The following is a 25803-nucleotide window of genomic DNA, read 5'->3' as shown; positions in this document are numbered from 1 at the left end:
CTCCGGGAGCCTTTCCGGATGCTTCTAATTACACATGGCAATCGATGATCGCCGTCAGGAGACAAAAATGAAAGTTGCACTCATCACGGGGGGCGCAGGTGGTATCGGGGATGCGACCGCGCGGCTGCTCTTAACCAAAGGATGGCAAGTCGCGATTGCGGACCTGAATGTGGAACCCGTGGTAGCCTTGGCACAGGAATATCCGGAAAGGGTTTTGGCTCTCACAAGCGATGTCCGAGCGCCCGCTGCCGCCGAGGCGGCTTGCGCCGCTGTTATCGAGAAGTGGGGTCAGCTCGACTTCCTGGTTAACTGCGCTGGCGTCAACCGCCACTCGCCATTCGAAGATCTGTCACTGGAAGACTGGCAATTTGTACTTGACGTCAATCTGACCGGCACCTTTCTTTTCATGAAGGCGGCCGCGCGGCACATGCTGGCCGCAGGATCGGGGGCGATCGTCAATCTTTCGTCGATCGCTGGCGCGCGTGGTGTTCCCGACCGCGCCGCCTATGCGGCGACCAAGGCAGCCGTGATCTCCATTACCAAGTCCGCCGCCGTCGGCTGGGCGACTCGGGGGGTAAGGGTGAACGCCATCGCCCCAGGGTTCGTCGACACCCCGTTGGTTCGCAAGTACACGGACAGTGGTGCGCTTGATATCAACCAGCTGCTGAATACGACGCCCATGCGGCGCCTGGCGTCACCGCAGGAAATCGCCTCGGCGATTGTCTTCCTCGGAGGCGACGATAGCGGCTTTGTGACCGGTCAGACGCTTTTTGTCGATGGCGGGTTCACCGCTGAATACGGTATCCCATCTACCTACAAGTGAGGCCAACCCGCGTCTTTGGTCGGCTGAGGTGGAAGCGCCGAGCTCTCGAAGGTTGTGGGTCATGAAGGATGCAAAATGAAGTTTCGTGGTGTGGTCTATGATGTTGGCCTGCGGTTCGTTCCGGGCCAGCCATACTCGGTCGAGCCGTTCGACCCTGCGCTTGTGAAGCATGACATTCGCGTCATCGCCAAGGATCTGCACGCGACTGCCGTGCGTATCGAAGGGGAGGAAATTGACCGCCTGGTAACTGCATCGCGCTTTGCCCACGCCGAAGGTCTCACGGTCTTCTTCAACCCGTGGAAGATGGGCGCGCACATTGACGAGCTTCCCGCCTATTACGCGCAGGGCGCACGCGCAGCGGAGCAACTCAGGACGGAAGGCATCGACATCATTTTCGTGGCTGGATGTGAGACGCCGCTCTTCAATAAGGGAATCTTCCCTGGCGAACAGCTGATGGATCGCCTCGGCTGGCTCACCCGGCAATTTGCCGAGAGCGGTCTGCAGTCTGGCGAAACCCCAACGGAATTCGCTGGAAAATGGCCTACTCTCAATCAGATGCTTTCTGCTTCTGTGAAGGCCGTCCGGGCCGAGTTTTTGGGTCGAGTGACCTACGCTGCAACGGCTTTTGAAGATGTCGACTGGAGCCTCTTCGACATCGTCGGCGTCGACTACTATCGGCATGGGGAGTCGGCGGGAAAATACGTCGCCGGCTTGAACCGCTTCCGCAGTGACAAGCCGCTGGTAGTGATGGAAGTCGGCAGTTGCGCCTATGTGGGTGCGGCGGCCCTTGGTGCGGGCGGCTTCATGGTGCTGGAAGGCGTGAATCCAGACGGTACCGGCAAGTTCAAGGACGGTGTCGTTCCGACCCGTAGTGAGAGCGAACAGGCGGACTATGTTGGCGAGGTGCTCGAATTGCTCGACAAAGGCGGTGTCGACGGAGCTTTCATCTATGTCTTTTCGTTCCCTACCTACCGTTTCGGCGAGGGTGCGAGCGACCTCGACATGATAAGCTTTTCGCTGGTCAAGACATTCCCCGAGACCGATCCCCGGTCAAAGGCGATGCCCCCCTGGATGCCGAAGGAGGCGTTCGTTCGGGTTGCTGAATTCAACAAACGCTATGGCGCAGCCGCGGCCGGCAGCAGCTGATGTCAGGGAGGGGAGACCTGGACCTGGCATTGGTACCCGAGGTTGCCATGATCTCTGGTGCGGCGTGGCGTTGCGGTTAGCACGACGCGCCGCAATGGAGTCGGGGGCAAAGGTCGTCCTCGACGAGCAAACGCCGCGCTCGTCTCGGACTTTGGTGATAGCGCAGTGGAGGTCGTCTCGACGGATCGAAGGACGCTAGTCGGGCGAACCGCTAGGCCGCCAAGGAGCGGTTCGGTCTAGCGGACGTGGGTGAAATTGCGTGGCGCCTGCCCGCGCACCAACAGCCTGTGACTGACCATCTAACGCGAAAACAGTTTGCGTACTTGTGTGCGATCGCAAATGACCAGTGTGCGGATACCGTTCGGAGCCAAGGCGCAGCGTGCCGCTCTTGAGCAGATCAAGAAAGAGTTCGTTGAGAGGCAACCGAAACCGTTGCCGCGCATCCACTCTTCGGGTCGCTTTTTGCAAATCGTATCTCTGAGCCCCTCAGAGTCCGGCCCCTAATCCTACGCTTACCGGCGTGTCGGTCGCATAACAGGCGGTACGCTATGCCGTATGCAGCAGCCCACCTGATTTTGCTGTAGCGGACACCCGCCTTCGAGCTCGAGCCACTTTGTGAAGCGGGCGCACTCATTGAGTGCGCCCGCGCGAGGAAAACTAGGCTGGAACCCGGGCGTCGACAAGTTCACGTACGGCCGCCGCGATGCTGGTCCTGTCGGGCGCAAGGGCCGCCTGCAGGTTCGGTGCAGCCGGAACCCGCACGTCCGGCGTCGTCAGGCGTGAAATATTCAGATCGAGGCCAAGCTGCATCTCGGATATCCGCATGGCGACCTCGCCGGCAAAACCTCCACTACGGACGGCCTCGTGCACGATCAGAACCTTGCCGCCGGCCTGTTTGACGACCTCAGCAATCGCCTTTTCATCCAGCGGAGACAGCCATCGCAGATCCAGAACGGAAACATTGATGCCTTCGTCGGTCAGACTTTCGGCAGCAGCTACCGCCTCATTGACGGTTTGCCCCCAACTGATGATGGCGCAGTCCCTGCCACTATGACGCAATCGGCTAACGCCAACGGGCTGCGCCCTATCCGTCAGCTTGACGGTGCTTTTGACCTGATACTGGCTCCGCGCCTCGATGATGACGCACGGGTCGTCATCCGCAGTGGCTGCACGCAGAAGATCGTAGGCATCCTGCGCTGTTGCCGCCAGGCCGACCTTGAGCCCCGGGACATGAGCCAGCATCGCCTCGATGGACTGGGAGTGCTGGGAGCAGGACCCGGGCGTAATACCCTGCTGCGTGCGGACCACCAGCGGAACCGACTGCTTGCCGCCGGTCACGTAGCGGACGTTCGCAGCTTGGTTGACCAGTTGATCGATCGCAACGAAGAGAAAGTCGGCCCACATGATCTCGGCAATGGGGCGCAATCCTGACATCGAGGCACCAACTGCCGACCCGAGGATTGCATTCTCGGCGATTGGGGTGTCAAAGACGCGTTGATCGCCGAAGTCCCTTTGCAGATAACGGCTCGCGCCGAAGATTCCACCAGCCTTGCCGACATCCTCCCCAAAAACAACGATCTCCGGCCGATTTTCCAGCTCCGTCTTCAACGCGACATTGACAGCCTCGATGTAGGTCATTTCGCGTTGTTCGATGACCTCGGGGTCATTTCGCAACGCCTTGGGCGTGGCGACGACATGGAGGCGTGCAATGTCAGCCGCCGGCGGTTTCGCTACAACGGCGCGCTCCGCCAGTTCCAGAACGGCGTCGGCCTGCTCCTGAATGATCCTGTCGGTATCTGCTTTCGAGAGCATCCCGCTAGCGGCCAGTCGGGACGCCATCAGAGCAACGGGATCGCTTTGCTGCGCCGCGAGCCGATCGGCCTTTGGTCGGTAGTGCTCGATATCCTTGTTGTAGTGTCCCCACAGACGCGGCACCTTGAACTCAAGCAATGCTGGACCGCCGCCCTCGCGGGCCCGCGTTGCAGCTACGCCGATGCTATCCGCCACGGCAAATGGGTCCGATCCGTCGATCGTAGCAGACGGGATTCCGTACCCTGCGGCCCGCTTGGCCAGACGGTCGATCTTGAACATGTCACCCGTCGCGGTCAGTTCCGACCAACCATTGTTCTCAACAATGAAGATGACGGGGAGATTCCGCACAGAGGCAAAGCTCATTGCCTCGTGCACGGCTCCCTGGTTCATCGCGCCATCGCCAATCGTCACCACGACAACTCGATTGTTCTTCCGCGCCAGGTTGGCGATTGCCACGCCACAGGCAATCGTGGTTCCAGCGCCAACGATCGAGTTTTCGCCAATGAAGCGGGTGCCCGGTGCCATGAAATAAGCCGAACCGCCGCGTCCCTCATTGAGGCCGTCGGCACGGTGGCAAAGCTCAGCCATGACCTTGTAGGGGTCCAAACCACTCGCAAGCGCCCAGCCGTGTCCACGATAAGTCGCGAGCACTTGGTCATCGTCATTGAGTCCCGCGATGGCCCCGATCGGCACCGCTTCCTGGCCCGCGCAAAGATGCATCGAACCGGCGATGACCGGCGGCTTTGTCTGAGATAGTTCCAGTGCCTTCGCCTCAAAGGCTCTGATGAAGGACATCTTGGCGAGAAAATCCGCCGCGCGATTCTCCAGGCCTTTGGGTAGGGGTTTGGTGGCTTCTTGTAAGTGGCTCAATGCGGATCCTCCATTGCCGAACTCGTCAATGCACCATTGAAAAAAAAGGGCGAGAAGTCAACAGCACATCAAATAATGAAATCGAAACTTGATCTATGCAAAAAAACATCACAATATGATAGGCAGTTTATATAGTTGACATAGCTCTGTTTATGGTGAAGCTATGGGGCGCACCTGGGGAGGAACCATGCGCTTTTTAGATCGTACAGCCGTAGTCACTGGCGCTGCGCAGGGGATTGGACTGGCTGTGGCTCAACAGCTCGCCAGCGAAGGAGCCCGCGTGCTCCTCGCAGACATCCATGGCGAGCAGGCCAAACAAGCAGCACTCGAGTTGGATCCGACGGGCGAACGTGCCGTTGGAATGCGGTATGATGCTGCGCGGGCAGAGGATGCCGGGGCACTGATAGGCGCCGCGATGTCGATCTTCGGATCAGTGGACTTTCTTGTCCCGGCCGCGGGGATCTATCGAAGCGCATTGTTCACCGAAATGACCGACGAGCAATGGGATGCCACGCTGCGGGTAAACCTTGATGGCGTCGCGCGGCTTTGCAGACATGCTGTTGGCGTTTTGAATCCAGGCAGTTCGATTGTTTTGTTGACGTCCATCGCCGCCCATAGGGGTGGCAGCCGAGGTCAGATTCATTACGGAGCTTCCAAGGGCGCTTTGCTTGCCATGGGACGTGGCATGGCCGCGGAACTCGGACCCGGCATCCGCGTGAATATGGTTTCACCAGGCCTTATCGCAACGCCGATGACGGAAGCGTTCATCGCGACGAACGGAGCATCGCAGGCCGCTTTAACTCCGCTGGGTCGGTTCGGAACACCCGCCGAAGTTGCCAGGGTTGTCACCTTCCTTCTCAGCGAAGACGCGAGCTTCATTACTGGCGAAGCTGTGCATGTAAATGGCGGATACTACATTGGAGGTTGATGTGCAGACATCAATGGACTCAGCAGCAAACGCTAAGCCGCGCGCCGTTATCTGCTCGTCAGGCGCCCCCGTATTCGACCGGCTGACGGAAATGCTGCAGCAGAGCGGCCATGAGGTCGTGATCATCTTCCACAAGTCCCTAGCGCCGCCCGTCGCCGTGAACGCTGATTACTGCCTTCACTGCGACCTTGAAAGGCCAGAAGCCATGGGTCTCGTATCGAGATTTTCCCGCGTCTCCGCCATCTGTATTGATGGTTGGGGTTTGAACGAAGACCTTGTTGACGCGGCCCATCGCCTAACGATTTCCTATCTTCACGACTTTCCTGAAACGCCTGCCACTGATGCCGTGTCGCTCCTTCTGGCCGTGGCTGGCCGCAGCGAAACGGCTTGGCTCCCAGCTGCGCCAAAGAAACCGCGCGATATGCGCAACATCCATCGTACTGCCGAGACGTCAGAGGCGCTTGAGCGCCTCGGTCTCGACAGTAGCCAGATTGCCCATCTGGCTGCGGAGCGGGTCATCTAGTCCCGATTAACACCAATTCTCGACACCAACTTACTGGGAGGACTGCAATGAAACTCACAAACTCTACGATCGCCTATCGACACCTTCTGCGACGCGCGACGATCTCGGCCGCTGTCATAGCCGCAGCGACGCTCTCTCTGGCGCCGGCTTACGCCGAAACGCCAACCAAGCTGCGCATCAATCTGGTTTTGACTAACCAGGACGCCCACTATTCCCAGTACCAGCAATTTGCAAAGAAGCTCGAAGAAGAGTCGAAGGGAACCCTGAAGGTTGAGGTGTTTCCAAGTGAAGCCCTGGGAAAGGCTGCGGATGCCATCGACTCAATCTCGCGCGGTGCACCCATCCTGCAGATGTCCGACCCCAGCCAGTGGGGCAGCTACCTTCCGGATTATGCCGTCTTCAACGCTCCATATCTGTTCAAGAAGCCGTCAGACATCGAAACCGCTTGGAAGTCTGATGTAGGGCGTAAGCTTGATACTGCTCTTCAGGCCAAAGGCCTTCGTGTCGTAACGATGGCCTATTTCGGCCAACGCCACCTACTTTCCAATAAAAGGGTTGAAAAACGCGCCGATACCGCGGGCATGAAAATCCGCAACGCACCGACAAAAATGTGGAACGAAGTGTCTAAGGTGTTGGGTGGGAACCCAACGAACACAGCCTGGTCTGAAGCCTATAGTGCGCTGGAGCAGGGCGTTGCGGATGCCGTGGAGTCACCCTTGTCGCTCCTTTACTCGTCCAAGATCTATGAGACGCGCAAGCGCATCTCACTGACCGGCCATCTCTACGCCACCACGGGCTTGGTTATGTCTCAGGCAGTTTACGAACGCCTTCCTGAAGATGCGCGGAAGGCTATCGACAAGGTAGGCCAGGCTTTCCCTAAAACTTATGAGGCAAACTCGCTGGAAACGGAAAAGGTGTTCCGTGAGAAGCTTCAAGAAGCCGGGATCCAGTTCAACGAAGTTGACAAGACATCCTTCATCGAGGCCGCCAAGGCGGTGCCAGCCAGCTTCCCGGAATGGACACCGGGCATCTATGATGAAGTGCTGAAAGCCATCCAATAATTTTTCTCGAACCGAAGTGGCGATGCCCAGCGCCGGGCATCGTTCACGGGGTGATGACATGAACAAGCCTACCCCTTTCCCCCTCAAAGTCGTACGAAACCTGGAGGCGGTGATCGCCTCGGGAGCATTGGCAATAATGCTCTTGGTGATCCTGTTAAACGTAGGGCTCAGGTTCACCACGGGCCAATCACTCGTGTTCACTGAAGAAATCGCCTATCTTTGCTTTGGCTACTGTATTTTCTTCGGCGTGTCACTCCTGTTCCGGGAGCGCGCGATGATCGCAGTAGATCTTGTTGTCGATGCTCTTCCGGAGCAGCTGCGCCGTTTCGCCCTGACACTCAATTATCTGGTCCTTATCGGGGTGTGCGGATACTTCTGCTATCTGAGTGCTGAGTTGGCAATGACTGGGTGGGTCCGCCGAACCGCGTTTCTCGACATCCCCTACTTCTGGGTCAATTTGGCACCGACCATCTCCTTCGGTCTCATGACCCTCTACAGCATATATTTTCTATCTCTACTCGCCCGTGGTTGGGAGGTGCGCAGCGCCGACCTCGAACAGCAGATGTAGCCGGAGAGATTGCGGCGTCATCAAAACAAATCGGGGGGTATCAATGAACTTTTCTTCCTTCGCTCCACTACTGCTGATGTTTGCGCTGTTCTTCATGCGTGTGCCGATCGCGCTCGCGCTGTTGGGTTCCGCCGCTTTTTATTTCGTTCTCGTCAACAACACGATGCCGCCGGATTCGATGGTTGCAAACTTGATGTCGACCACGGAGTCTTTCGCCTACCTAGCCGTGCCTCTGTTCACGTGCGCGGGGGTAGTCTTCAACTATTCAGGGATCACAGAAAAGATCCTGAAGTTGTCCGACACCATGGTCGGGCATCGGACTGGTGGCATGGCGCAGGTGAATGTTCTAGTCAACATGCTGATGGGGGGGCCATCCGGTTCAGCCAACGCTGACGCAGCAATGACGACAAAAATGATCGTCCCGGAGATGACCAGACTTGGTTACGACAAGGGCTTTTCAACGGTTGTGACCGCCGCTTCGTCCTGTATCGCGCCGATCATTCCGCCAGGGATCATCCTCATCCTTTATGCTTTGGTGGCGGACGTATCGATCACTCGCATCTTCTTCGCGGGATATTTACCGGGATTGCTGATTTACGTCGCGCTGGCTATCACGGTAGCGATCATCTCCAAAAAGCGCCAGTATAAGCCCAGCCGTACAGTCCCGGCCACGTGGGGCGAGATCGGCAAGCAAGCCCTGGATTCAAGTTGGGCTCTCTTCCTTCCCATCGGGATCCTCGGCGGTTTGCGCTATGGCATTTTCACACCGACTGAAGCTGGTGCTGTGTGCGTTCTCTACAGTGTCCTTGTCGGAGCTTTCGTTTACCGTCGCCTTAGCTGGCGCCACGCACCTGCCATTCTCCTCGAGTCCGCGGTGGCGACCGCCGGTGTAATGTTTCTGATTTGCACAGCAAACGTGTTCTCGGCCTATCTCACCTGGGAGGGCATTCCGGGCATGGTTGCTGGAGCTCTGACGGACAGCATCACCAATCCTTTGATGATGCTGCTGGTCATCAACCTGATCCTGCTTTTGGTTGGTGCGTTTTTTGAGGGAGGTTCGGCCATGATCCTCATGGCACCGCTCTTTGTTCCGGTTATTCTCGGAATGGGCATCGATCCGGTGCATTTCGGAATCATCATGTCGATCAATCTGACTATTGCGGGCTTCACGCCTCCTGTGGGCACGATGATGTTCATCACCATCTCGATCGCTAACGTGAAGATCGGTCATTACATCCAAGAATGCTGGCCGTTCCTGATTGCGCTGCTCGCCGTCCTGTTCCTCGTTACTTACGTGCCATGGATCTCGTTAATCGTGCCTCAGCTCTTCCTCTGACCAAAGGACCAGTCAATTGGCGGGTTCAAATTCATCTAATGCATCGAACAGTGAGGAATAGCCATGCAGTATGGGACGGAAATGTTCGGCCTTTCAGGCCGTGTCGCTTTGGTAACCGCAGCAGGACGCGGAATGGGTCTAGCCTTCGCACAGGGCTTAGCTTCAGCGGGCGCACACGTCGTGATCAACGACATTCTGGAAAAAAACGCCCGAAGCAGCTGCCGAAGACCTTCGAAAATCGAGGTTGGAGTGCAGAAGCCCTTGCATTTGACGTGTCAGACATTGATTGCGTCCGTGCCTCTGTCGATGACATTGTGGCGCGACATGGACGGCTCGACATTCCAATGAACAATGCCGGTATCCTCATTCGCAAACCTATTGAGACCCACGAGATGGAGGATTGGAATCGCCTTATCGGGATCAACCTGAACTCTGTGTATTCCCTAGCGAGGGAATGCGCCCGTCCCATGCGCCGGCAGAAGTATGGTCGCATCATCAATACATCATCGGTCATGGGCGTTTCCTCCAGACCAGGAGTCGTCTCCTACGTCGCCGCTAAACATGGAGTGATAGGCCCGACCCGCGCCCTGGCATCTGAACTGTGGCCAGACGGAGTTACGGTGAATGCAATTGGTCCGGGCTATTTCTTTACCGAGATCAACAAGAAGGTTCTCGGTACCGGTGCATTCGAACAGCAGGTGATAGACCGCACGCCACTCGGCCGATGGGCTGAGCCTAAGGAACTGATGGGATCAGCCATCTTCCTGGCTTCGGAAGCCAGCAGCTTTATAACAGGCCATACACTCATAGTGGACGGAGGAATGACGGCGAACGCATTTCTCACGCAGAGCGTCGATCTGGGAGTGGCAAGCTGATGGGAGTTGTCAGCTCCATCGCAGTTGCGTCTGTCCGACTTCCTCTTCCGACGCCCGTTCAACTCGGCCCCCTCACCATAGATTTCCGAGATTACGTCGTCTTGCGGCTGATGCTCTCCGACGGTGCAGTCGGATTTGCCTACGGATATGACCGGGGCCTGCCTTTGTTTGAGCTTTGCACAAGAGCAGTGCAAAGCTACCTGGGTGAGCCCGCGACCGACAGAAATCGTTTGCGCAAGACAGCAATGGGCGCAACACCAGCTCCTCGCGCAGCGATGACACGCGGGGCCAGCCTGTGTGACATCGCGCTATGGGATGCCTGGTGCCAATCCCACGATCTACCTTTATGGGCTGCACTAGGAGCTAGCCGCACTCAGGTCCCGGTGATGCCCATCATCGGATATGGGATGACTGCGGAAGTCGCGGCGGAGGAAGCCGCCAACCTGGCTGCGCAAGGGTACCGAACTCTCAAATGCATGATTGATGGTAGGAACATCAAAACCGACCGGGTTCTGATGGAGAGGGTGGCACAGGCAGTTCCCGAGGGGGTCCGTATAGGGATGGATGCGCACTGGTCATGGACGACAGTTCGGGAGGCGTTGCCGTGGTGCCGCGCGGCCGAACAGGTTGATGCGTTATTCCTCGAAGATCCTTTCGCGCCCACCCAGGTTCACGCTATCGCAGAACTTTCAACGCGAACCAATGTACCCTTGGCTGTCGGCGAAGACGTCATCGATCTGCATGGGTTTAGAGACCTAGCACCGGCCGGCGGTATATTGCGAGTCGATGCCTCGGTAAGCGGTGGTATCTCCGGAACATTAGAGGCGATTGCGTTGGCACGATCGTACAGTCGCCCGGTGATCCCGCACGTGTTCGCAGGGCTTCATGGGCATTTCGGACTTATCGATGATTCCGTGATGTGCGTTGAGATGATCTCTCAGCGCGTGGCCGCGGACCCAATCGATAACTTTATCCTGGCACGGCCCCACATCGTGAATGGCAATCTCCAAGCGCCCCGAGCACCGGGTGTGGGCACGGCGCTCGATTGGGATGGACTGACTCGTTTTGTCACGCGGAAAGAGGAGTATCAGGCGTGACCGGCTCACCAGCGGACAAATGGGGACAATCGACTATAGATCACATCGGGTGGTACACACCCGATTTAGAAACGTCGGTGACATTTTGGACGCAGGTCATGGGGTTCGAGGCCACGAACGTGCAAGAGCGCCACATGCCATGGATAGGGCAGCTGATCGGGCTTCCCGGTGCAAAGCTTCGGCTCGTTCACCTTTATGGCCACGGTGGTCATATTGAATTCATTCAGATCCAACAAGCAGCGGGGCCGACGGACGGTCTGAGTCATTTATCCCACGGGGCGCATATTTGCTTACGCGTTAAAGATATCGCTTCTATACTAGAAGCCATCGTTGCAGGGGGAGGTTCCCTACAAGGGCAGCTGACGCCGGTTGGCGAGGGGAAAGCGGCGGGTCTAAGAGGGGTTTATGCCCGCGATCCCCACGGCGTGCTGATCGAGCTTATCGAGTTACGTCGAACTGGCGACGGCAGGCAGGACTGAGGAATAACAGATTGCTCTGAACCGCGCCCTTAATCTGCGGCTGACCTAGAACAAACAAGAACTCCGTCACCCCTCTTTTGCCAAGCCGCCGGTATTCATTGTTTCAAGAACAAGAATCCCATTTTCCGGCTGCCTCTCGTTTGGCTGAATCGCTCTGCGCGAAGGGGAGCCCTCCGGAACCGACATAACCGTTAGCTATGGCTACGATCACAGCGTAACGTCTGGACGTGTGAACCTATCCAACAACTATTATCTTCCTCGAATCGGAAAAGACTGCGTAGCACCGATGCACATTACCGACACCATGCCGCGGGCAAGAATCCTCACTTCTCACTTTGCGCAACCGAACGGCGATCTTCAACCTCACCATCGATCCTGCGCCTCCTCTTGTGAAAGTGTCTTCACCCGGATCCGGCTTCACGGCAGGGCATGCTCGTCATATCCCAGGAAGACGCCCTGATCGGCCAGTAAAGTCTGAAGAACGTTGATGTCCACAGCATGAACATCGACGTCTGCGCGTGCGGCTATTGCTGCTGCGGTTCCGGCAGCCTGCCCCATCACAAAACATGCTCCTGTAACACGTGCCGCCGACTGGCCGTCGTGCGTCATCGATGCGCAGCGACCCGCCACGAGAAGATTTGTTACCCCCTCAGCGATCTCGCGGCGCGGCAACATCATACGATAGGGAAGATGATTGAATCCGCACACCTCTGGAATGTTCGGCCAAATCCATTTCACGTCGCCTGCTACGTGCTGCTCAAGTGGCCAGCCGTTCACTCCAACGCTATCTTCGAAGCTGGCACATTGGATAACGTCGTCACCGGTCAACATGTATTCGCCGACCAACCGGCGAGTTTCACGGATACCGAGCTGTGGTGCGATATCGAGAGCATAAGCATCCTCAAACCCAGGCACTTTTTCGCGAAGAAATCGAACATAATCGACGATCTGTTGGCGACCTTCCACCTCGGCATTGGTGAGCGACTGAACGTCCGTGCCATCGGTGGGAGAGCCATCTTTGTTTTTGAGTTGCGTAACGTTTACCCGCCACTCATAAGGATGGCGCTGCGGGCGCACGATCGCACCGCGCCGGGGAAACGAGTATTGACCGCTGGCTTCAGCCTCATCCATGATCTGAGGGATTACCCGCCACGCTTCGCCCGCCCTTACCGCATCGACATTGCCGACCCTGAACATCAACGTCGGGTAAAGGGTATGCCCATCTTCGTCCCCGGTATCAGTTTGCAATCCTGACCATTGGGCAACATCGGCATCGCCCGTGCAGTCGATAAAGATCTTAGCGAGAACTGCAACACGCCCCGATTTCGTCTCCAGGAGCACTGCTTTGAGACGCCCGTCATTCTCGCGCAACACCCCAACGACGAAACTATGCAGGAGTAGTTCGGCACCCTTGCTGCCGACGAGTTCGTCGGCCGCGCACTTGAAAGCGGATGTGTCGTAGGCTTGCGCATGAATTTTACCGAAGATGAGGTGGGGCTCGTTCAAGCCTCCCAGCTTGTCCATCCGGTCGAGTAGCTCGGCCGCCATCCCATGAACAACGCGTCTGATTTCGCCATAGACATTTGCATGCAGGCCGCAAAAATTACTGACGCCGGCAGCTGTTCCCATTCCGCCAAGGAAGCCGTACCGCTCTATCAGCAGAACGCGCGCACCATTTGCCGCCGCCGCTGCAGCCGCAAGAATGCCGGCAGGACCACCCCCTAAGACAGCAACGTCATATTCCCCATAGACGGGTGTGGACCGGGCGGGTTCGGAAAGCAGAGATGTTTTGGATGTGTTGAGCACGATATGATCTCCTCCCATTGGGCCGTTCGGCCCCGGGTTCAAATGGTCCAGGAAGGCGTGTAGCTTATCGCCAGTGCAACATTCTCGTTTCGAGGAAGCTGATAGTCTTCCCGATCGTCACGCCCATCAGAGACAAGACGACTACTCCCGCCAGGAGTTGATCGGTTTGCATGAGGTTGCCCGCCTGCAGGACGAAGGCGCCGATCCCATATTGCGCGCCAATCATCTCTGCGCTGACCACAAGCAGAAGCGCGACCGAGGAACTTATCCGAAAGCCGGAAAGAACGGCTGGTAGCGCGCCCGGCCAGATCACTCTGCGTACGATGGTCGAGAATGGCATATTGAAGCTTTGCGCCATCCGAATGAGGTTTCGCGGTACCGAATCCACGCCCGAGTAGACCGTGATCGCGGTAGAAAAGAATACCCCGAGCGCGATGGTCGCGATCTTCGGCGCCTCACCGATTCCAAGCCAAAGGATCAGCAGCGGCAGCAGCGCTATCTTCGGGATCGGGAAAAGAGCTGAAATGAAGGAAATCCCGATACTTCGCGCGATCCCGGACAAACCGATGGCGAAGCCGACGGTGACACCCGCGGCCGCTCCGAGGGCCCAGCCTGTTCCAATGCGCAGCAAGGACGCGGACAGATGTTGCCAAAGAACCCCGGTGGATACCAGGGTATAGAGCGCACTTAACACCGAGAGCGGCGTCGGCAAGAACAATGAATCTACGAGACCCAGTGAGCCGCTGGCTTGCCAGATGGAGACAACAGCCAGAAACGCGGCCCAGCCGGCCAGCTTGTTCTGGCTAGGGACAAATCCCCCTCCCCGAAAAGCGATTTCCTGCGTCCCGACGTCTTCAAGTGAAGGTCGCGCCTGAAGTTCGGCCCTATGAAGCATAATGGATCTCCCTATCGGCATCCATGGCCTCGTGCTTGATCAGGTCCCAGAGTTCAGACTGGGTCGCCAGAAGCTCACCACGCGCGTGTTGAGTGTCGCGGTTCGTACGGGGGATCGTGATTTCAACCGATTTGCGCATGCGACCTGGTCGACGTGAGAGAATGATGACACGGTCGGCGAGCCGAACTGCCTCGTCCAGATTGTGGGTGACGTAAACGGCTCCCAGCGCGCCGTCTGCCAATAGCCCCACGAAATCGTTCATCAATATTTCGCGGGTTTGCGAGTCGAGGGCAGAAAGCGGTTCATCCATCAGTAGGATCGCGGGTTTCACTGCGAGCGCGCGGGCGATTCCGACGCGCTGCTTCATCCCGCCAGAGAGCTGTTTCGGATATGCCGAAGCAAAATCCAGAAGGCCTGTCCGCTTTAGCGCGTCCTGTGACAAGGTCTGCCGTTCCTGAGGACTGAGACCAGCGCTTTCTAAAGGCAGCTCTACGTTTTCGCTAACTGTATTCCACGGCAGCAGCGCGAAATCCTGGAACACGAAGGTCACGGGGTTGATGCTGTCGCCGGAGACAGCGCCACGCGTGAACACTGATCCGGAAGAGGGTCTCGCCAAGCCGCCAATGATCGATAGCAGCGTGCTCTTGCCGCAACCGGATGGCCCGACAATTGCGACGACCTCGCCCGATTTGACCGAGAAGGAAATGCCGTTCAGGACTTCGAGGGCCCCATACCGGTGGCATATGTTATGTGCGATAAGTTCCATCGTGCACCTCAATCTGGTTTGATGAGGTTGGCTGCGACAACCGCGTCAAGCGTCACATTGGCATCGACGAAGCCTTGCGACTTCAACCAGTCAATCTGATCCGTCACGTTTTTTGTGTCCAGGCGAGCCTCGGGATCTACATAGGCGCAGTCGCGTAAAAGCTGCTCGACCGTGAGCCCCGTGTTACGAGAAACAATTTCCAGGATTTGACGGATTTCGCTTGTATCGTCAGCCTTACCGTCTTTCACCGTCGCCAGGACGATATCGTGATAGTCGCGCGCACCATGAGATAGAGCTTTCAGAAATTTCCGAGAAAACTCTTCGTTGTTGGCGTTTTTCGTCGAGGTAAAAACGGCGCCGAGTTGCCACGGGGTCTCGTCCCCAACCCAGCCTATAACTTTCGCTTGCCCGGCTTCGATCAACGGACGAGCCGTCGTGCTTGGCAGCAAGGCTCCGTCGATGGTACCGCCTTTCAACGCCGCCACGACATTGGAAAGTGACTGCAGCGGAACCAGAGTCACTTTCGAGAGATCGAAACCATATTTCTTCGCCAGGAGGCCAAGGGCGTAGTGAAAGCTCGATCCAATTTGAGTGACGCCTATCCGCTTGCCTGCCAGATCCGCTGGTCCCTGTATGCTTTTGGCAGCGGCGGCGCTCGCAAAATATCCGACCAGGGGATATCGGGGTACCTCTCGGCTAAGGCCCCCGATGACTTTTAGCACCCCTTTGCCCGCGAGGTTGTAGAAGCCAGCCGTGAACGCCGCAGCCCCGAAATCAATGTCACCGGACGCTACCGCTACTGCAACAGGCTGGGCTGCATCGAAAAACTTGAACTCAACATCCAGGCCTTCTGCCGCGAAATACCCACGGTCCTTAGCAATGAACATCGCGGCGGAAGCAGAAGTTTTAAGGACGCCGACGGAAGTCCTGGTGGACTGGGCAGCCGCGCGCGGCACAAATTTATCAAGCGCTAGGGCGCCGACAAGAACCGACAGAGCTATGGAAAGCAGAGCTCGTCTCCGGATTGGACTTATCATTCGGATCCTCCCAAATCGCGAATTATTGGACGCTGTTTTCAGGCAAAGCTCCTCGTCGAAGCCAATTTGCGCATCTGGTCAAAGCAGCGTGGAGTTACTTTACTTATGTTATCCATGCGGACAATATCCGAATTCTGACGATCAACTCACCGGAAAATAACTAGAATGGACGTCCTTACCAGCCTTCGTGCTTTCGTTGCGGTTAGCGAGGCAGGCACGTTTTCGGCCGGAGCACGACTGCTCGGTATTTCAACATCGGTAATAACGAGACGAGTGACACAGCTCGAAGAGCAAATCGGAAGTAGGCTCTTCCACAGAACGACGCGCCAATTGCGCCTCACGCCTGCAGGTCAGCGTTACGTCCATCGCGCGCAAAGCGTACTCGCCGACGTTCGCGAACTCGTCTCCTCCATGAAGGACGAGGGACATCAGATCGTTGATCACATTCGGGTAAAGGCACCGACTTCCCTGACTGCTGCAAAGCTGGCCGGCTCATTCAACGCGTTCCAGGCCGCCAATCCGAATGTCAGATTGGAAGTTGTGCTGATGGACCGCCCGGTGGATCCGGTAATCGAAGGTTTCGATATCGCGATCGGGGCTTTTCCCCATTCCTTTACGGGAGTGATCGAGGAACCGCTTGCGGTGCTCAAGAGGGTAGTCTGCGCTGCCCCAGAGTATCTAAAGGTTCAACGGACGCTCGCGCATCCCCGCGACCTCGTCGATCATCGATGCCTCTGCTTTCTTCCGACCGGGCCCAGCTGGCTATTTGATGGGCCTCGTGGGCCTGTCGAAATTCTGGTCCGTCCGGTCTTGAGCTCGAATGATGGACAGCTCTTGTTGGGTGGCGCGCTCAACGGAAACGGCATCGCGCTCCTTCCGAGATACTTGGCGGATCAAGCTCTTGAACGTGGCTCTCTCCGTCACGTTTTACCCGAGTTTTCTGTTCCTGATCTTGTCGTCAAGGCTGCGGTCCCTGAACGAAGAATTGGTTCAGCGGCAATTCAAGCGCTGATCCAACACCTGAGGGCGACTTTCGAATAGCCCACAATGGCCACGAGCTCCTGCTACCGGCTCCCCTGAGAATTCGGGCCAGGCGGCACAGTTGCTAGCTCGTCAAGTCAGGCTGGGAAGCTCATTCAACGCATTCCAGGCTGCCAGTTCGAACGTCAGATTCGAAGTTGTGCTGACGATGCGACCTTCAATCATGGACTCGCCTCATCGAAGTGTTTGGCTGCTCAAACGTTTTGCTCGGCTTGTTGGTCTTAGGCTCGGGCGGCGCGTTTTGCTTTCGGCCACCATAAACACACAAGGCGGGTGGATGGCCTACGTGGGTTGACGGAGCAATCATCGCCGGCTGACCAAGAGAGCTACGACCACCGTCGCGGGTCACATGCTCGGCTTCGACCTCACGACGACAGAGGCCGCGGTGAAGTGTCACCGCTTTGCTAATTCCCCCGGGTGAGGCTCTAGGCCTTGAAAATACTCAATTATCAAGCGGGTCGAGCGCTCCACGACAGCGGTTCGTTGCGGTGCAATAACTATTTTGCTTTACAAATGGACGTGAATTTGTGAACTAAGGGCAGAGCAACTACATAGGTCTAAGACATTGTCCAGCTTACGCTTCGCGACCCGCCTCAACTCGTTCGCATCGAACCCCAGGGCGGAATGGCCGGAATTGAGGGGAAAGCCGTCAGTCCTTCAGATGGCGGAGCGCGCTGCCAAGGTTGATGGACTGACCGATCTCGACCTGAATTATCCCGACCATGTGGGTGAGAAACCATCAGAACTGGCCGCAAAACTTCATAACGTGGGTCTCGCGATCAACGGCTTCGCGATGCGGTACTACACGAACCCGGCGTTCAAACTCGGTGCTTTCACGAACCCGGATAAGCAAGTCCGCCGCGAGGCAATTGACCTGACAAAGGCTGGCATCGACGCCGCGCGCGAGGCTGGATCCAATCTAATGACGCTCTGGCTTGGCCAGGATGGCTTCGATTACGCATTCCAGGCTGACTACGATCGCCTATGGCAACACGAAGTCGAAGGCATCCGTGAAGTCTGCGAGCATGATTCCGATTGTCTGATCAGCATCGAGTACAAGCCCAACGAGCCACGGTCCTATAGCCTCATGCCTGATTGCGCGACGACGCTTCTTGCGATCCGGGAAGCCGGTTGCGCCAATCTCGGCGTTACGCTCGACTTTGCGCATGTCCTTTACGCAGACGAGCACCCGGCCTTCGCCGCCGCAATGATCGCGCGTCACAGCCGCCTGCTGGGCGTTCATTTGAACGACGGGTACGCCAAGCGCGACGACGGGCTGATGGTCGGAGCGGTGCACTCAATCCAGACAATCGAGTTGCTCCGTCAAATCCGCCGCGACGGTTACGAAGGTGCGATCTACTTCGATACCTTTCCCGATATGACCGGCCTCGACCCGGTCCATGAATGCGAGGTCAACATCAAGACCGTAAAGCGAATGCTGAACGTTGTTGATCGCCTCGAGCAGGACAACCGCCTCCTAGGCGCGATTGACCGACAGGATGCCGTTTCGGCCCAGGCAATTCTTCAGGAAGTGATGCTTGGCGCTACGGCGCAGTAACTCCGGCCTAAGGCCACTTACTCAACGACCCACCCGGGAGGAACCGATTATGAGATTTATGACGACGGCAATTGCTGCAGGACTGGCGGCAACGCTTTGGGCTACCGCAAGCTTCGCTCAAGAACTGGCCCCCCTAAATTCTGATAGCGAGAAAGACCGCGTCGACTGGTCAGAGCTCGAGACTAAGTATGGCGCATTTCCCAAGCCTCCTGAAGGCACAAAGGCTGGTGGTGTTTCGAAGACGCTGACCAACGAATACTGGCGGTCGCTCGGCGAAGGCTATCAGAAGTTCGCAGACAAAGTGGGGGTCACGGTCGCCTATCAGGCGGCCCAAAGCGAAGGCGACCAGCTCGGTCAGCTGACGATCGCAGAAGGTATGGTCACCCAGGGTTTCAACGTTCTCCTTGTCTCGCCACAGACCGACGCCAATCTGCAGCCCGTCATGGAGCAGGCCAAGGAAGCGAATATTCCGGTTGTCAACGTCAATGACGCTGTTATCCCGCAGGCTGAGCACTACGTTGGCAACGTCCAGCGCGACAACGGCGTTCGCGTCGCCAAGTGGTTCATCCAGAATCGTCCCGAAGGCGGCAAGGTTGCCATCATTGAAGGCCAGGCTGGCGTCTACGCAGCCGTTCAGCGCACGGATGGCTTCAAGTCGACGATCGGCGCGAACAGCAAGTTCCAGGTTGTTGCAAGCGTTCCCGGGAACTGGGATCGCCAGCAATCCTACGACGCTGCGACGAACATCCTCCAGCAGCACCCGGATCTCGTCGGCTTCTACTGCAACAATGATGGAATGGCACTTGGTGTTGTTGAAGCCGTGAAATCTGCCAACCTGCTCGGCAAGGTCGCCGTGTTCGGCACCGACGGCATCTCCGACGCCTACAAGTCTATTCAGGCTGGCGAACTCACCGGCACCGTCGACAGCTTCCCGGTTCTGACGGGTGAGGTCGCCATGGAAACCGCGCTTCGCCTGGTTGCCGGCCAGAAGCTGCCGCGCGTCGTCGCAACGCCGCAGGCCCTGATCACGAAGGACAACTTCGCCAACTACCAGGGTGACAAAGGCAAGGTGCGCGAGGTCCTCTTGAAGGACGCTGCAAGCGCGCAGTAACCGAAACACGAGCCGGGCAATGCGCCCGGCTCGCTCTTATCGAGTATACTGAGATGGCATCCACACCACGATTGAAATTCGAAGGCATCACGAAGGAATTCACGAGCGTCAAGGCGCTCTCGAACGTCTCCTTCGACATCATGCCGGGCGAGATCCACGCATTGCTCGGCGAAAATGGTGCCGGCAAATCAACCCTTTTGCGCATCCTGTCCGGCGTGTTTCGTCCGACACGGGGCGAAGTCTACGTGGATGGGACCGAAGCCCAGTTCAAGCGGCCCGAAAATGCGCGCTCTGCCGGGATCGCGATGATCCACCAAGAACTGCAGCAGGTGCCCAACCTCACGGTCGCCCAGAACATGTTTCTTGGGCACCCGATCAAAACGGCGGGCGGCCTTCTGGTAAACAGGCGGGAGCAGGAGCGGCGGGCAGCCGAGGTTCTTGCGATGATCGACCCCTCCATCGATCCGTCGCAGCCCATCAAGAACCTGAAGGTCGCGCAGCGCCAGATCGTCGAAATAGCGCGCGCGTTGCTCGACAATGCCAAGATAATCGCGATGGACGAACCAACGTCCAGCCTGACACCTGCCGAGTTCGACAGCCTTGCTCTTGTCATCGAAAAGCTCGCGTCAGCCGGCGTTTCGATCATCTACGTCTCGCACAAGATGGATGAGGTCTTCCGGATCTGCCATCGGGGCACCGTCATGCGCGACGGCGCCGTCGTCGGCGTGGTCGACTTGAAGACAACGCCCGAGAAGGAGGTCATCGCGATGATGGTCGGCCGCGAGCTGATGCACGAGGAGCACAATTCTCATGCCGCAAGCGAAGTCCGCCTCGAAGTCCGAGACCTTTCTTCGGCAACCACGCACGTCAATAACATCTCATTTGATGTGCGCAGGGGCGAAGTCCTTGGCATCGCCGGCCTCGTCGGCTCCGGTCGTACGGAACTACTTCGACTGCTCGCTGGCGTCGACCCGATCGCCTCCGGCACCGTAAAGTTCGACGGCACGGTGTTGAAGCTCAGCACGCCGCGTTCGGCCATTCGAGCTGGAATTGGCCTCCTACCGGAAGAGCGCAAGCGTGAAGGGATCATTCCCATCCGCCCCGTTTCGACAAACATGGCGTTGCCATGTCTTGGACAGTTCTCACGCGGCGGTCTCGTCAGGCATGCCCAGATCGACAAGACCGCTACGGATCTTCTCAAGCGCGTCAATCTTCGACCTTTCCAGATCGATCGTCCCATTAAACTCTTCTCGGGCGGCAATCAGCAGAAGGCCATCATCGCGCGCTGGCTCGTTGCGGGCTCCGAACTCCTGCTCTTTGATGAGCCGACTCGCGGTATTGATGTCGGCGCCAAGGCCGAAATCTATCATCTGATCGAGCAACTCGCTTCCGAGGGGCGGTCAATCATAGTCGTATCTTCGGAACTCCCGGAAGTCATGCGCCTATCCGACCGCGTTGTCGTGATGCGCAACGGAAAGATCGCGGCACAACTCGAGCGTGGCCAGCTCTCAGAGCAGAACATCGTGGCGCATGCCGTCGGCGAGGCCAGCGCAAAAACTCAATCCTCCGAGCAGGAGCGTTCGCATGTCTGATATTACAACCGGCGCACCCGCGCGCTCGTCCAAGCTCTTCTCGTCGTTTTCTGTGCGTGATGCGGGAACGCTGATCGGCCTTATCCTCATTATGGCGGTCTTCGCCGTTCTCGTCCCAGGCTTCGTTTCGGAACGAAATCTAATCAACATCCTGCAGCAGTCGAGCATCAATGCCTGCCTGGCCTTGGGCATGACACTGGTCATCATTTCCGGGGGCATCGATCTGTCCGTAGGCCCAACTGCCGCGATTGCCGCCGTCATCAGTGCATCCCTTATGGTGGCTGGCTTCCCGATTCCGCTCGCAATCGCAGCAGGTCTGGCAATCGGCGTCGTGTGCGGCCTCGTGAACGGCGTTCTCGTTGCGTATGTTGGCCTACAGCCGTTCATCGTGACGCTCGGAACGCTCAGCACCTACCGAGCCATCGCGCTCATCTATACGGGCGGTAATCCCGTCCTCGGAATCCCGCAGGGCTTTCGCAGCATCTTCAACGGCTCGCTCGCGGGAATTCCGAACTCGGTCGTTATCGTTGCCGTGGTTGCCATACTCGCCTGGGTATTGCTGAAGAAAACACCAATCGGGGAATACCTCCTGGCTGTCGGCGGCAACGAAGAAGCCTCCTACGTGGCCGGCGTTCCGATCGCGCTCACCAAGGTCACAGCTTATGTCATCTCGGGCACCCTTGCAGCCCTTGCGTCGCTGATCCTCATCGGTCGCCTTGGCGCTGCGGAGCCGATTCTCGGCAACCTCTGGGAGCTGGACGCCATCGCCGCGGCAGCAATCGGCGGAGCCTCGCTCATGGGCGGTAAGGGTAGCGTCATCGGCACCATCCTCGGGGCGATCATTCTCGGCGCTATGCGCAACGGTTTGACGTTGATGAACGTCCAGGCTTTCTATCAATTGCTTGCGACCGGCCTTATCATTCTCGTCGCGATGATGATTGATCGCCTGACGAGGGGACGTGGATGAGCCTGGAAACTGATCTGAAGGCCGTCGGCCCACGGATACGCATGATGATGCCGCTTCTGACACCGTTGGAAGCGCGCGTTGTCGAGACAGTATTCGCACTGCGAACCTTCGACGATGAGACGTCGCTGAAGGAAATCGCGACGGAAGCAGGCGTTTCCGAGGCTATGGTCGTCAAGATTACGAAGAAGCTGGGTTTCGCGGGATACCGCGAATTTCGCAACGCGGTAGCTCAGTATAATCGGCTGCCAACGGCGGAAATGCACCAGGAGCTTTCCCTGGAGGACTCCTCGGAAAAAATCATCCAGAAGGTCTTCCGGACGTCGATCCATGCACTGGAAGAGACGCTTTCCATCATGAACGTGGAGGCCTTCGACCGGGCTGCCGATCTCATTCATGGTGCGCGCAACCGAGACTTCTACGGTGTGGGCGGATCCGCCCAGATCGCGCGGGACTCGGCGCACAAGTTTCTCAGGATCGGTGTGAGGGCGCAGGTCTTCGACGATTCCCACATGATGCTTATGTCGGCATCGCTATTGGGCGAGGGCGACATTGCAATTGGCTTCTCCCATTCCGGCAACACGGTCGCGGTCATTGAAGCGATCCAGCTTGCGCGGAAAAACGGGGCGAGGACGATAGCGATCACCAACTACAATGCCTCGCCATTGGCCCAACATTCCGACGTTGTGCTCTGCTCGACCGCGCAGGGCTCGCCGCTGATGGGCGAGAACGCCGCAGCGCGCATTGCGCAGCTTAACATTTTGGACGCGGTTTTCGTCGCGGTCGCCCAGCGCGACTATCGAGCCGCTGAAAAGAACCTTTCGAAGACGATGGCTGCGGTCGCCTCCAAACGGAAAGACAAGTTTCTATGACATCGAGTTCTCCTGCTGTCATCGTGTTCGGCAGTCTCCATTACGATATCATCGTGGAAGGCCCGCACCGGCCCCGCAAAGGCGAGACTGTAGCCGGATCGGCGTGGTATCCGAAGTGCGGAGGCAAGGGCGGCAACCAGGCTGTGTCTGCGGTAAAGCATGGCGTCGCAACGGCAATGATCGGCGCAGTTGCCGATGACGAATTCGGCAGGGCCCTTTCGAAAAACCTGGAGGAGCACAACGTAGACTGCCGCTTTGTACGGACCCTGAATGGAGCGGCCTCCGGCATGAGCGTAGCGATCTTTGACTCAGAGGGCGACTACGGAGCAGTCTTTGTCTCTGGGACCAATGCGCAGCTTGGGGAAAAGGACGTCAACGCTGCCGCCGAATTCTTTAAGCCGAACTCAGTATTGGTCCTCCAGAACGAGGTTCCGGACGAAGCCAATGTGGCTGCCGCGGCGGCTATGAAGCAGGCGGGCGGAACAGTTATTCTGAACGCCGCTCCCGCTCGCGCGCCGTCGGTCCATCTTGCGCCATATATTGATATTGTCGTTGCCAACGCCGTGGAAGCCGAGGCACTCGCAGCCGTTCCGCGCGTGGATTCTCTTGAGGGTGCCCTCTTGGCCGCACGGAAACTTGCAGAACAGTATCCGGTCGCGGTGGTTACGGCGGGCGGCGACGGCGTTGCGTTCGTGGAACGTGCCGGCGGTGAAATGGCAGTTCCGGCGATTGAGGTCGAACTTGTCAGTACGCATGGCGCCGGCGACGAGTTCATTGGAGTTCTGGCTGCACGCATCGCAATGAATTCGCCGATCGAGGTCGCCATCGCCAAAGCGAACGAGGCGGCTGCGATATTGGTGAGTTCGCCTCGCGAGTAGGCGAGAAGCAATGAAGCGTGCGCGGCATCTTCAGCAGCACACGGCCAGCAGGACGACGAAAATGGGTGCGGAAAAACACGCGGTCGTCATTTCTGCGGGCTCAAGTGACGGGCCGCATAGTACGACATCCAAGCTGCAGCGGAGCGGAGCGCCGCCAAATGACGACGGCGTTGACCTGCGAGCGCGCAATCCCTCGCAGCATCCGTCGCGACCAGCCAACGGCACTGTTCGCGCACCAAATCTCGTGGTCCGGCCGGCGATTTGGAGGGCTTAAACTCGTCCAAGGCGATTAAACGCGCACCGGTCTGGGTATATCGAGCTCCGCTACGATCCTAGCACCTGACGCCGCCAAACCCTCCCAAATACTTGAGGCATCGGACCGCATCATGCGGCCGCCATGCTTGAGAAATTTGCCGGCGACCATTACGCTGTCGACATTCCCCGCATTGCATTGCATGACCACCGACGAATACGGGTCGTGGACCGGATGCATGTTCCAGACCAGCGTATCGATGCTGACAATGTCTGCTTGTTTTCCAGGCGTCAGCGACCCGATCTGACTGTCCAAACCCAAAGCCTTTGCGCTGCCCATCGTAATCCACTCGAGCGCCTGCTTCGTCGTGATGGATGACGTCTCGAGGATGCCTCCGGTCTGTCGCCGGAAGTCCGCATTGTCGAGGGCCCGCTGGCATCCGATCGCCATGCGCGCAACCGCGAACATATCCGAAGACACGAGCGACTCGATGTCGACGCCGAAGGAGGGTGTGCCTCCCGCTTTAAGCACGCGCCCTGTGATAGGCCACCCGTGGCCTTGGGTCATTTCATTTTCGGGAGCGATCGTGAAGGTTGCGCCGGCACTTACGAACCGAGCCAGTTGGTCGTCGGTCAAGTCGTTGCCATGGACAATATTAGTTTTGTGTCCGATCAGACCCTCCCGCTCGAGGATCTCCCATCCTCCGGAAGCTTTGGGTTCACCACCACCGGAATGCATGGAGACGATCAGGTCGAGCTCTCGTGCGAGCTTGAAGTCGGCGCGGGAGACCTCAAGTGTGGAATAGTGCGGACCTAGTATCGCCATTCCGAGCGTGACGAGGCCATCTGGTCGCCGAAGCGGTCCACTCAGGAGACGCTCGATTTCGGTACGTGGATGAGGAATTTCCGAGAAGTGGGGCTCCCCGGGACGCGGATCCGGCTTAGGTGACCCATGGAGGAAAACAGCCCGGATTCCGCTTTCCACCAACCCTTCGACCGCGGCATCAGTGTGCGCAGGCGTGGGGTTGTTGTGACACCAGTCACCAAGCGTGGTGGTGCCGGCATTGATTTGTCCCAAGGCTCCGGCCAATGTGGCGATGTGAATATCTTTCGGGAGATACGCTTTCGCCAAGCCGCGATGCGTCCATTTGAAATACTCAAACAGCGTCCAATTCGCGGCCAACCCCCGAAGAGCCGTTTGCCAAGTATGCATGTGGCAATTTACAAGACCCGGAATGAGGATCTTTCCCTTTCCGTCGACAATTTTTGAGCTGCTTGGGGCCTCAAGATTTGAACCCACGGCTGCGATTTTGTCGTCACAAATCAGCAGATCGCCTGACCAAAAGTCGCCGACCCGCGTATCCATGGAGAGGATAATCGCATTCTTCCAAATCGTGTATCTAGGCGTTCCCATCGGTACTCCCGAGCAACCAGCGACAGTGATGCAAGTAAATTCAGAGCCATACGCGACTGCGGCCTTTCCTACACCTGGCAGTGCTGGAAAGGCCAATCA

The 25803-nt window shown here is 57.7% G+C and carries 23 protein-coding genes and 1 pseudogene; 18 read left to right on the top strand and 6 right to left on the bottom strand.

Going from position 1 to position 25803, the window contains the following annotated elements; genetic code table 11:
* Positions 1 to 67: 67 nt before the first annotated feature.
* A complete protein-coding gene (locus M1D43_RS31270; RefSeq protein ID WP_498814851.1) occupies positions 68 to 823 on the top strand; it encodes an SDR family NAD(P)-dependent oxidoreductase in 756 nt (251 codons plus the stop codon).
* Positions 824 to 898: 75 nt separating this feature from the next.
* Positions 899 to 1969 (top strand): glycoside hydrolase family 113 protein, encoded by a 1071-nt coding sequence (locus tag M1D43_RS31265; protein WP_498814850.1) that lies wholly within the window; start codon positions 899 to 901, stop codon positions 1967 to 1969.
* Between the two features lie 657 nt (positions 1970 to 2626).
* On the opposite strand, the gene M1D43_RS31260 is transcribed toward M1D43_RS31265, so the two are convergent.
* Complete coding sequence (locus M1D43_RS31260; RefSeq protein WP_498814849.1) at positions 2627 to 4651, bottom strand: alpha-ketoacid dehydrogenase subunit alpha/beta; 2025 nt, start codon at positions 4649 to 4651, stop codon at positions 2627 to 2629.
* A 187-nt stretch (positions 4652 to 4838) separates the two neighbouring features.
* Here M1D43_RS31260 and M1D43_RS31255 point away from each other — a divergent pair, with 187 nt between their 5' ends.
* The 9 genes and pseudogenes from M1D43_RS31255 (at position 4839) to M1D43_RS31215 (ending at position 11518) form a co-directional block, all read left to right on the top strand.
* The gene (locus M1D43_RS31255) at positions 4839 to 5579 is read left to right on the top strand and encodes an SDR family NAD(P)-dependent oxidoreductase (RefSeq protein ID WP_498814848.1); all 741 of its coding nucleotides are present in this window, start codon (positions 4839 to 4841) and stop codon (positions 5577 to 5579) included.
* Positions 5569 to 6102 carry a hypothetical protein gene (locus M1D43_RS31250; protein WP_498814847.1) on the top strand — a complete coding sequence of 178 codons (534 nt, stop codon included), beginning with the start codon at positions 5569 to 5571 and terminating at the stop codon, positions 6100 to 6102. Before M1D43_RS31255 ends, M1D43_RS31250 begins: the two co-directional genes overlap by 11 nt.
* Before the next feature lie 47 nt (positions 6103 to 6149).
* Positions 6150 to 7163: a DctP family TRAP transporter solute-binding subunit gene (locus M1D43_RS31245; RefSeq protein ID WP_498814846.1), complete on the top strand. Its 1014-nt coding sequence runs from the start codon at positions 6150 to 6152 to the stop codon at positions 7161 to 7163.
* 58 nt (positions 7164 to 7221) lie between these two features.
* Positions 7222 to 7731 carry a TRAP transporter small permease gene (locus M1D43_RS31240; RefSeq protein WP_498814845.1) on the top strand — a complete coding sequence of 170 codons (510 nt, stop codon included), beginning with the start codon at positions 7222 to 7224 and terminating at the stop codon, positions 7729 to 7731.
* Positions 7732 to 7774: 43 nt separating this feature from the next.
* Positions 7775 to 9067 carry a TRAP transporter large permease gene (locus tag M1D43_RS31235; RefSeq protein ID WP_498814844.1) on the top strand — a complete coding sequence of 431 codons (1293 nt, stop codon included), beginning with the start codon at positions 7775 to 7777 and terminating at the stop codon, positions 9065 to 9067.
* 63 nt (positions 9068 to 9130) lie between these two features.
* Positions 9131 to 9229: pseudogene (locus M1D43_RS31230) on the top strand (gluconate 5-dehydrogenase); the annotation flags it as partial.
* Between the two features lie 56 nt (positions 9230 to 9285).
* Positions 9286 to 9942, top strand: coding sequence for an SDR family NAD(P)-dependent oxidoreductase (locus tag M1D43_RS31225; RefSeq protein WP_498815052.1), 657 nt, complete (start codon positions 9286 to 9288; stop codon positions 9940 to 9942).
* Positions 9942 to 11039 (top strand): mandelate racemase/muconate lactonizing enzyme family protein, encoded by a 1098-nt coding sequence (locus M1D43_RS31220; RefSeq protein WP_498814843.1) that lies wholly within the window; start codon positions 9942 to 9944, stop codon positions 11037 to 11039. Before M1D43_RS31225 ends, M1D43_RS31220 begins: the two co-directional genes overlap by 1 nt.
* Positions 11036 to 11518 carry a VOC family protein gene (locus tag M1D43_RS31215; RefSeq protein WP_498814841.1) on the top strand — a complete coding sequence of 161 codons (483 nt, stop codon included), beginning with the start codon at positions 11036 to 11038 and terminating at the stop codon, positions 11516 to 11518. Before M1D43_RS31220 ends, M1D43_RS31215 begins: the two co-directional genes overlap by 4 nt.
* Before the next feature lie 417 nt (positions 11519 to 11935).
* On the opposite strand, the gene M1D43_RS31210 is transcribed toward M1D43_RS31215, so the two are convergent.
* The 4 genes from M1D43_RS31210 to M1D43_RS31195 form a co-directional block, all read right to left on the bottom strand.
* Positions 11936 to 13324 (bottom strand): FAD-dependent oxidoreductase, encoded by a 1389-nt coding sequence (locus M1D43_RS31210; RefSeq protein WP_498814840.1) that lies wholly within the window; start codon positions 13322 to 13324, stop codon positions 11936 to 11938.
* A 64-nt stretch (positions 13325 to 13388) separates the two neighbouring features.
* Positions 13389 to 14219: an ABC transporter permease gene (locus tag M1D43_RS31205; protein WP_498814839.1), complete on the bottom strand. Its 831-nt coding sequence runs from the start codon at positions 14217 to 14219 to the stop codon at positions 13389 to 13391.
* Positions 14209 to 14985 carry an ABC transporter ATP-binding protein gene (locus M1D43_RS31200; protein ID WP_498814837.1) on the bottom strand — a complete coding sequence of 259 codons (777 nt, stop codon included), beginning with the start codon at positions 14983 to 14985 and terminating at the stop codon, positions 14209 to 14211. Before M1D43_RS31200 ends, M1D43_RS31205 begins: the two co-directional genes overlap by 11 nt.
* Positions 14986 to 14993: 8 nt before the next feature.
* Entirely contained in the window at positions 14994 to 15995 is a 1002-nt protein-coding gene (locus M1D43_RS31195; RefSeq protein WP_498815051.1) for an ABC transporter substrate-binding protein, read from the bottom strand.
* A 192-nt stretch (positions 15996 to 16187) separates the two neighbouring features.
* On the opposite strand from M1D43_RS31195, the gene M1D43_RS31190 reads away from it, so the two are divergent.
* The 7 genes from M1D43_RS31190 to M1D43_RS31160 all read left to right on the top strand — a co-directional run bounded on the left by M1D43_RS31190 (position 16188) and on the right by M1D43_RS31160 (position 24038).
* Positions 16188 to 17063, top strand: coding sequence for a LysR family transcriptional regulator (locus M1D43_RS31190; RefSeq protein WP_498814836.1), 876 nt, complete (start codon positions 16188 to 16190; stop codon positions 17061 to 17063).
* 565 nt (positions 17064 to 17628) lie between these two features.
* Positions 17629 to 18621, top strand: a complete 993-nt coding sequence (locus M1D43_RS31185; protein ID WP_498814835.1) for a sugar phosphate isomerase/epimerase family protein — start codon at positions 17629 to 17631, stop codon at positions 18619 to 18621.
* A 49-nt stretch (positions 18622 to 18670) separates the two neighbouring features.
* Entirely contained in the window at positions 18671 to 19732 is a 1062-nt protein-coding gene (locus M1D43_RS31180; protein ID WP_498815050.1) for a sugar ABC transporter substrate-binding protein, read from the top strand.
* 53 nt (positions 19733 to 19785) lie between these two features.
* Positions 19786 to 21324 (top strand): sugar ABC transporter ATP-binding protein, encoded by a 1539-nt coding sequence (locus M1D43_RS31175; RefSeq protein ID WP_498814834.1) that lies wholly within the window; start codon positions 19786 to 19788, stop codon positions 21322 to 21324.
* Positions 21317 to 22291, top strand: coding sequence for an ABC transporter permease (locus M1D43_RS31170; RefSeq protein WP_498814832.1), 975 nt, complete (start codon positions 21317 to 21319; stop codon positions 22289 to 22291). The genes M1D43_RS31175 and M1D43_RS31170 overlap by 8 nt, the downstream gene beginning before the upstream one ends.
* Positions 22288 to 23160, top strand: a complete 873-nt coding sequence (locus M1D43_RS31165) for a MurR/RpiR family transcriptional regulator (RefSeq protein ID WP_498814831.1) — start codon at positions 22288 to 22290, stop codon at positions 23158 to 23160. The genes M1D43_RS31170 and M1D43_RS31165 overlap by 4 nt, the downstream gene beginning before the upstream one ends.
* Positions 23157 to 24038, top strand: a complete 882-nt coding sequence (locus M1D43_RS31160) for a PfkB family carbohydrate kinase (protein WP_498814830.1) — start codon at positions 23157 to 23159, stop codon at positions 24036 to 24038. The genes M1D43_RS31165 and M1D43_RS31160 overlap by 4 nt, the downstream gene beginning before the upstream one ends.
* 289 nt (positions 24039 to 24327) lie before the next feature.
* Here M1D43_RS31160 and M1D43_RS31155 read toward each other — a convergent pair whose 3' ends face one another.
* A complete protein-coding gene (locus M1D43_RS31155; RefSeq protein ID WP_498814829.1) occupies positions 24328 to 25704 on the bottom strand; it encodes an amidohydrolase family protein in 1377 nt (458 codons plus the stop codon).
* Between the last annotated feature and the right edge of the window lie 99 nt (positions 25705 to 25803).

The organism is Ensifer sp. R1-3, assembly GCF_056739175.1.
The sequence above is the reverse complement of the archived record's forward strand: the minus strand, read 5'-3'. Positions and strand labels throughout refer to the sequence as shown.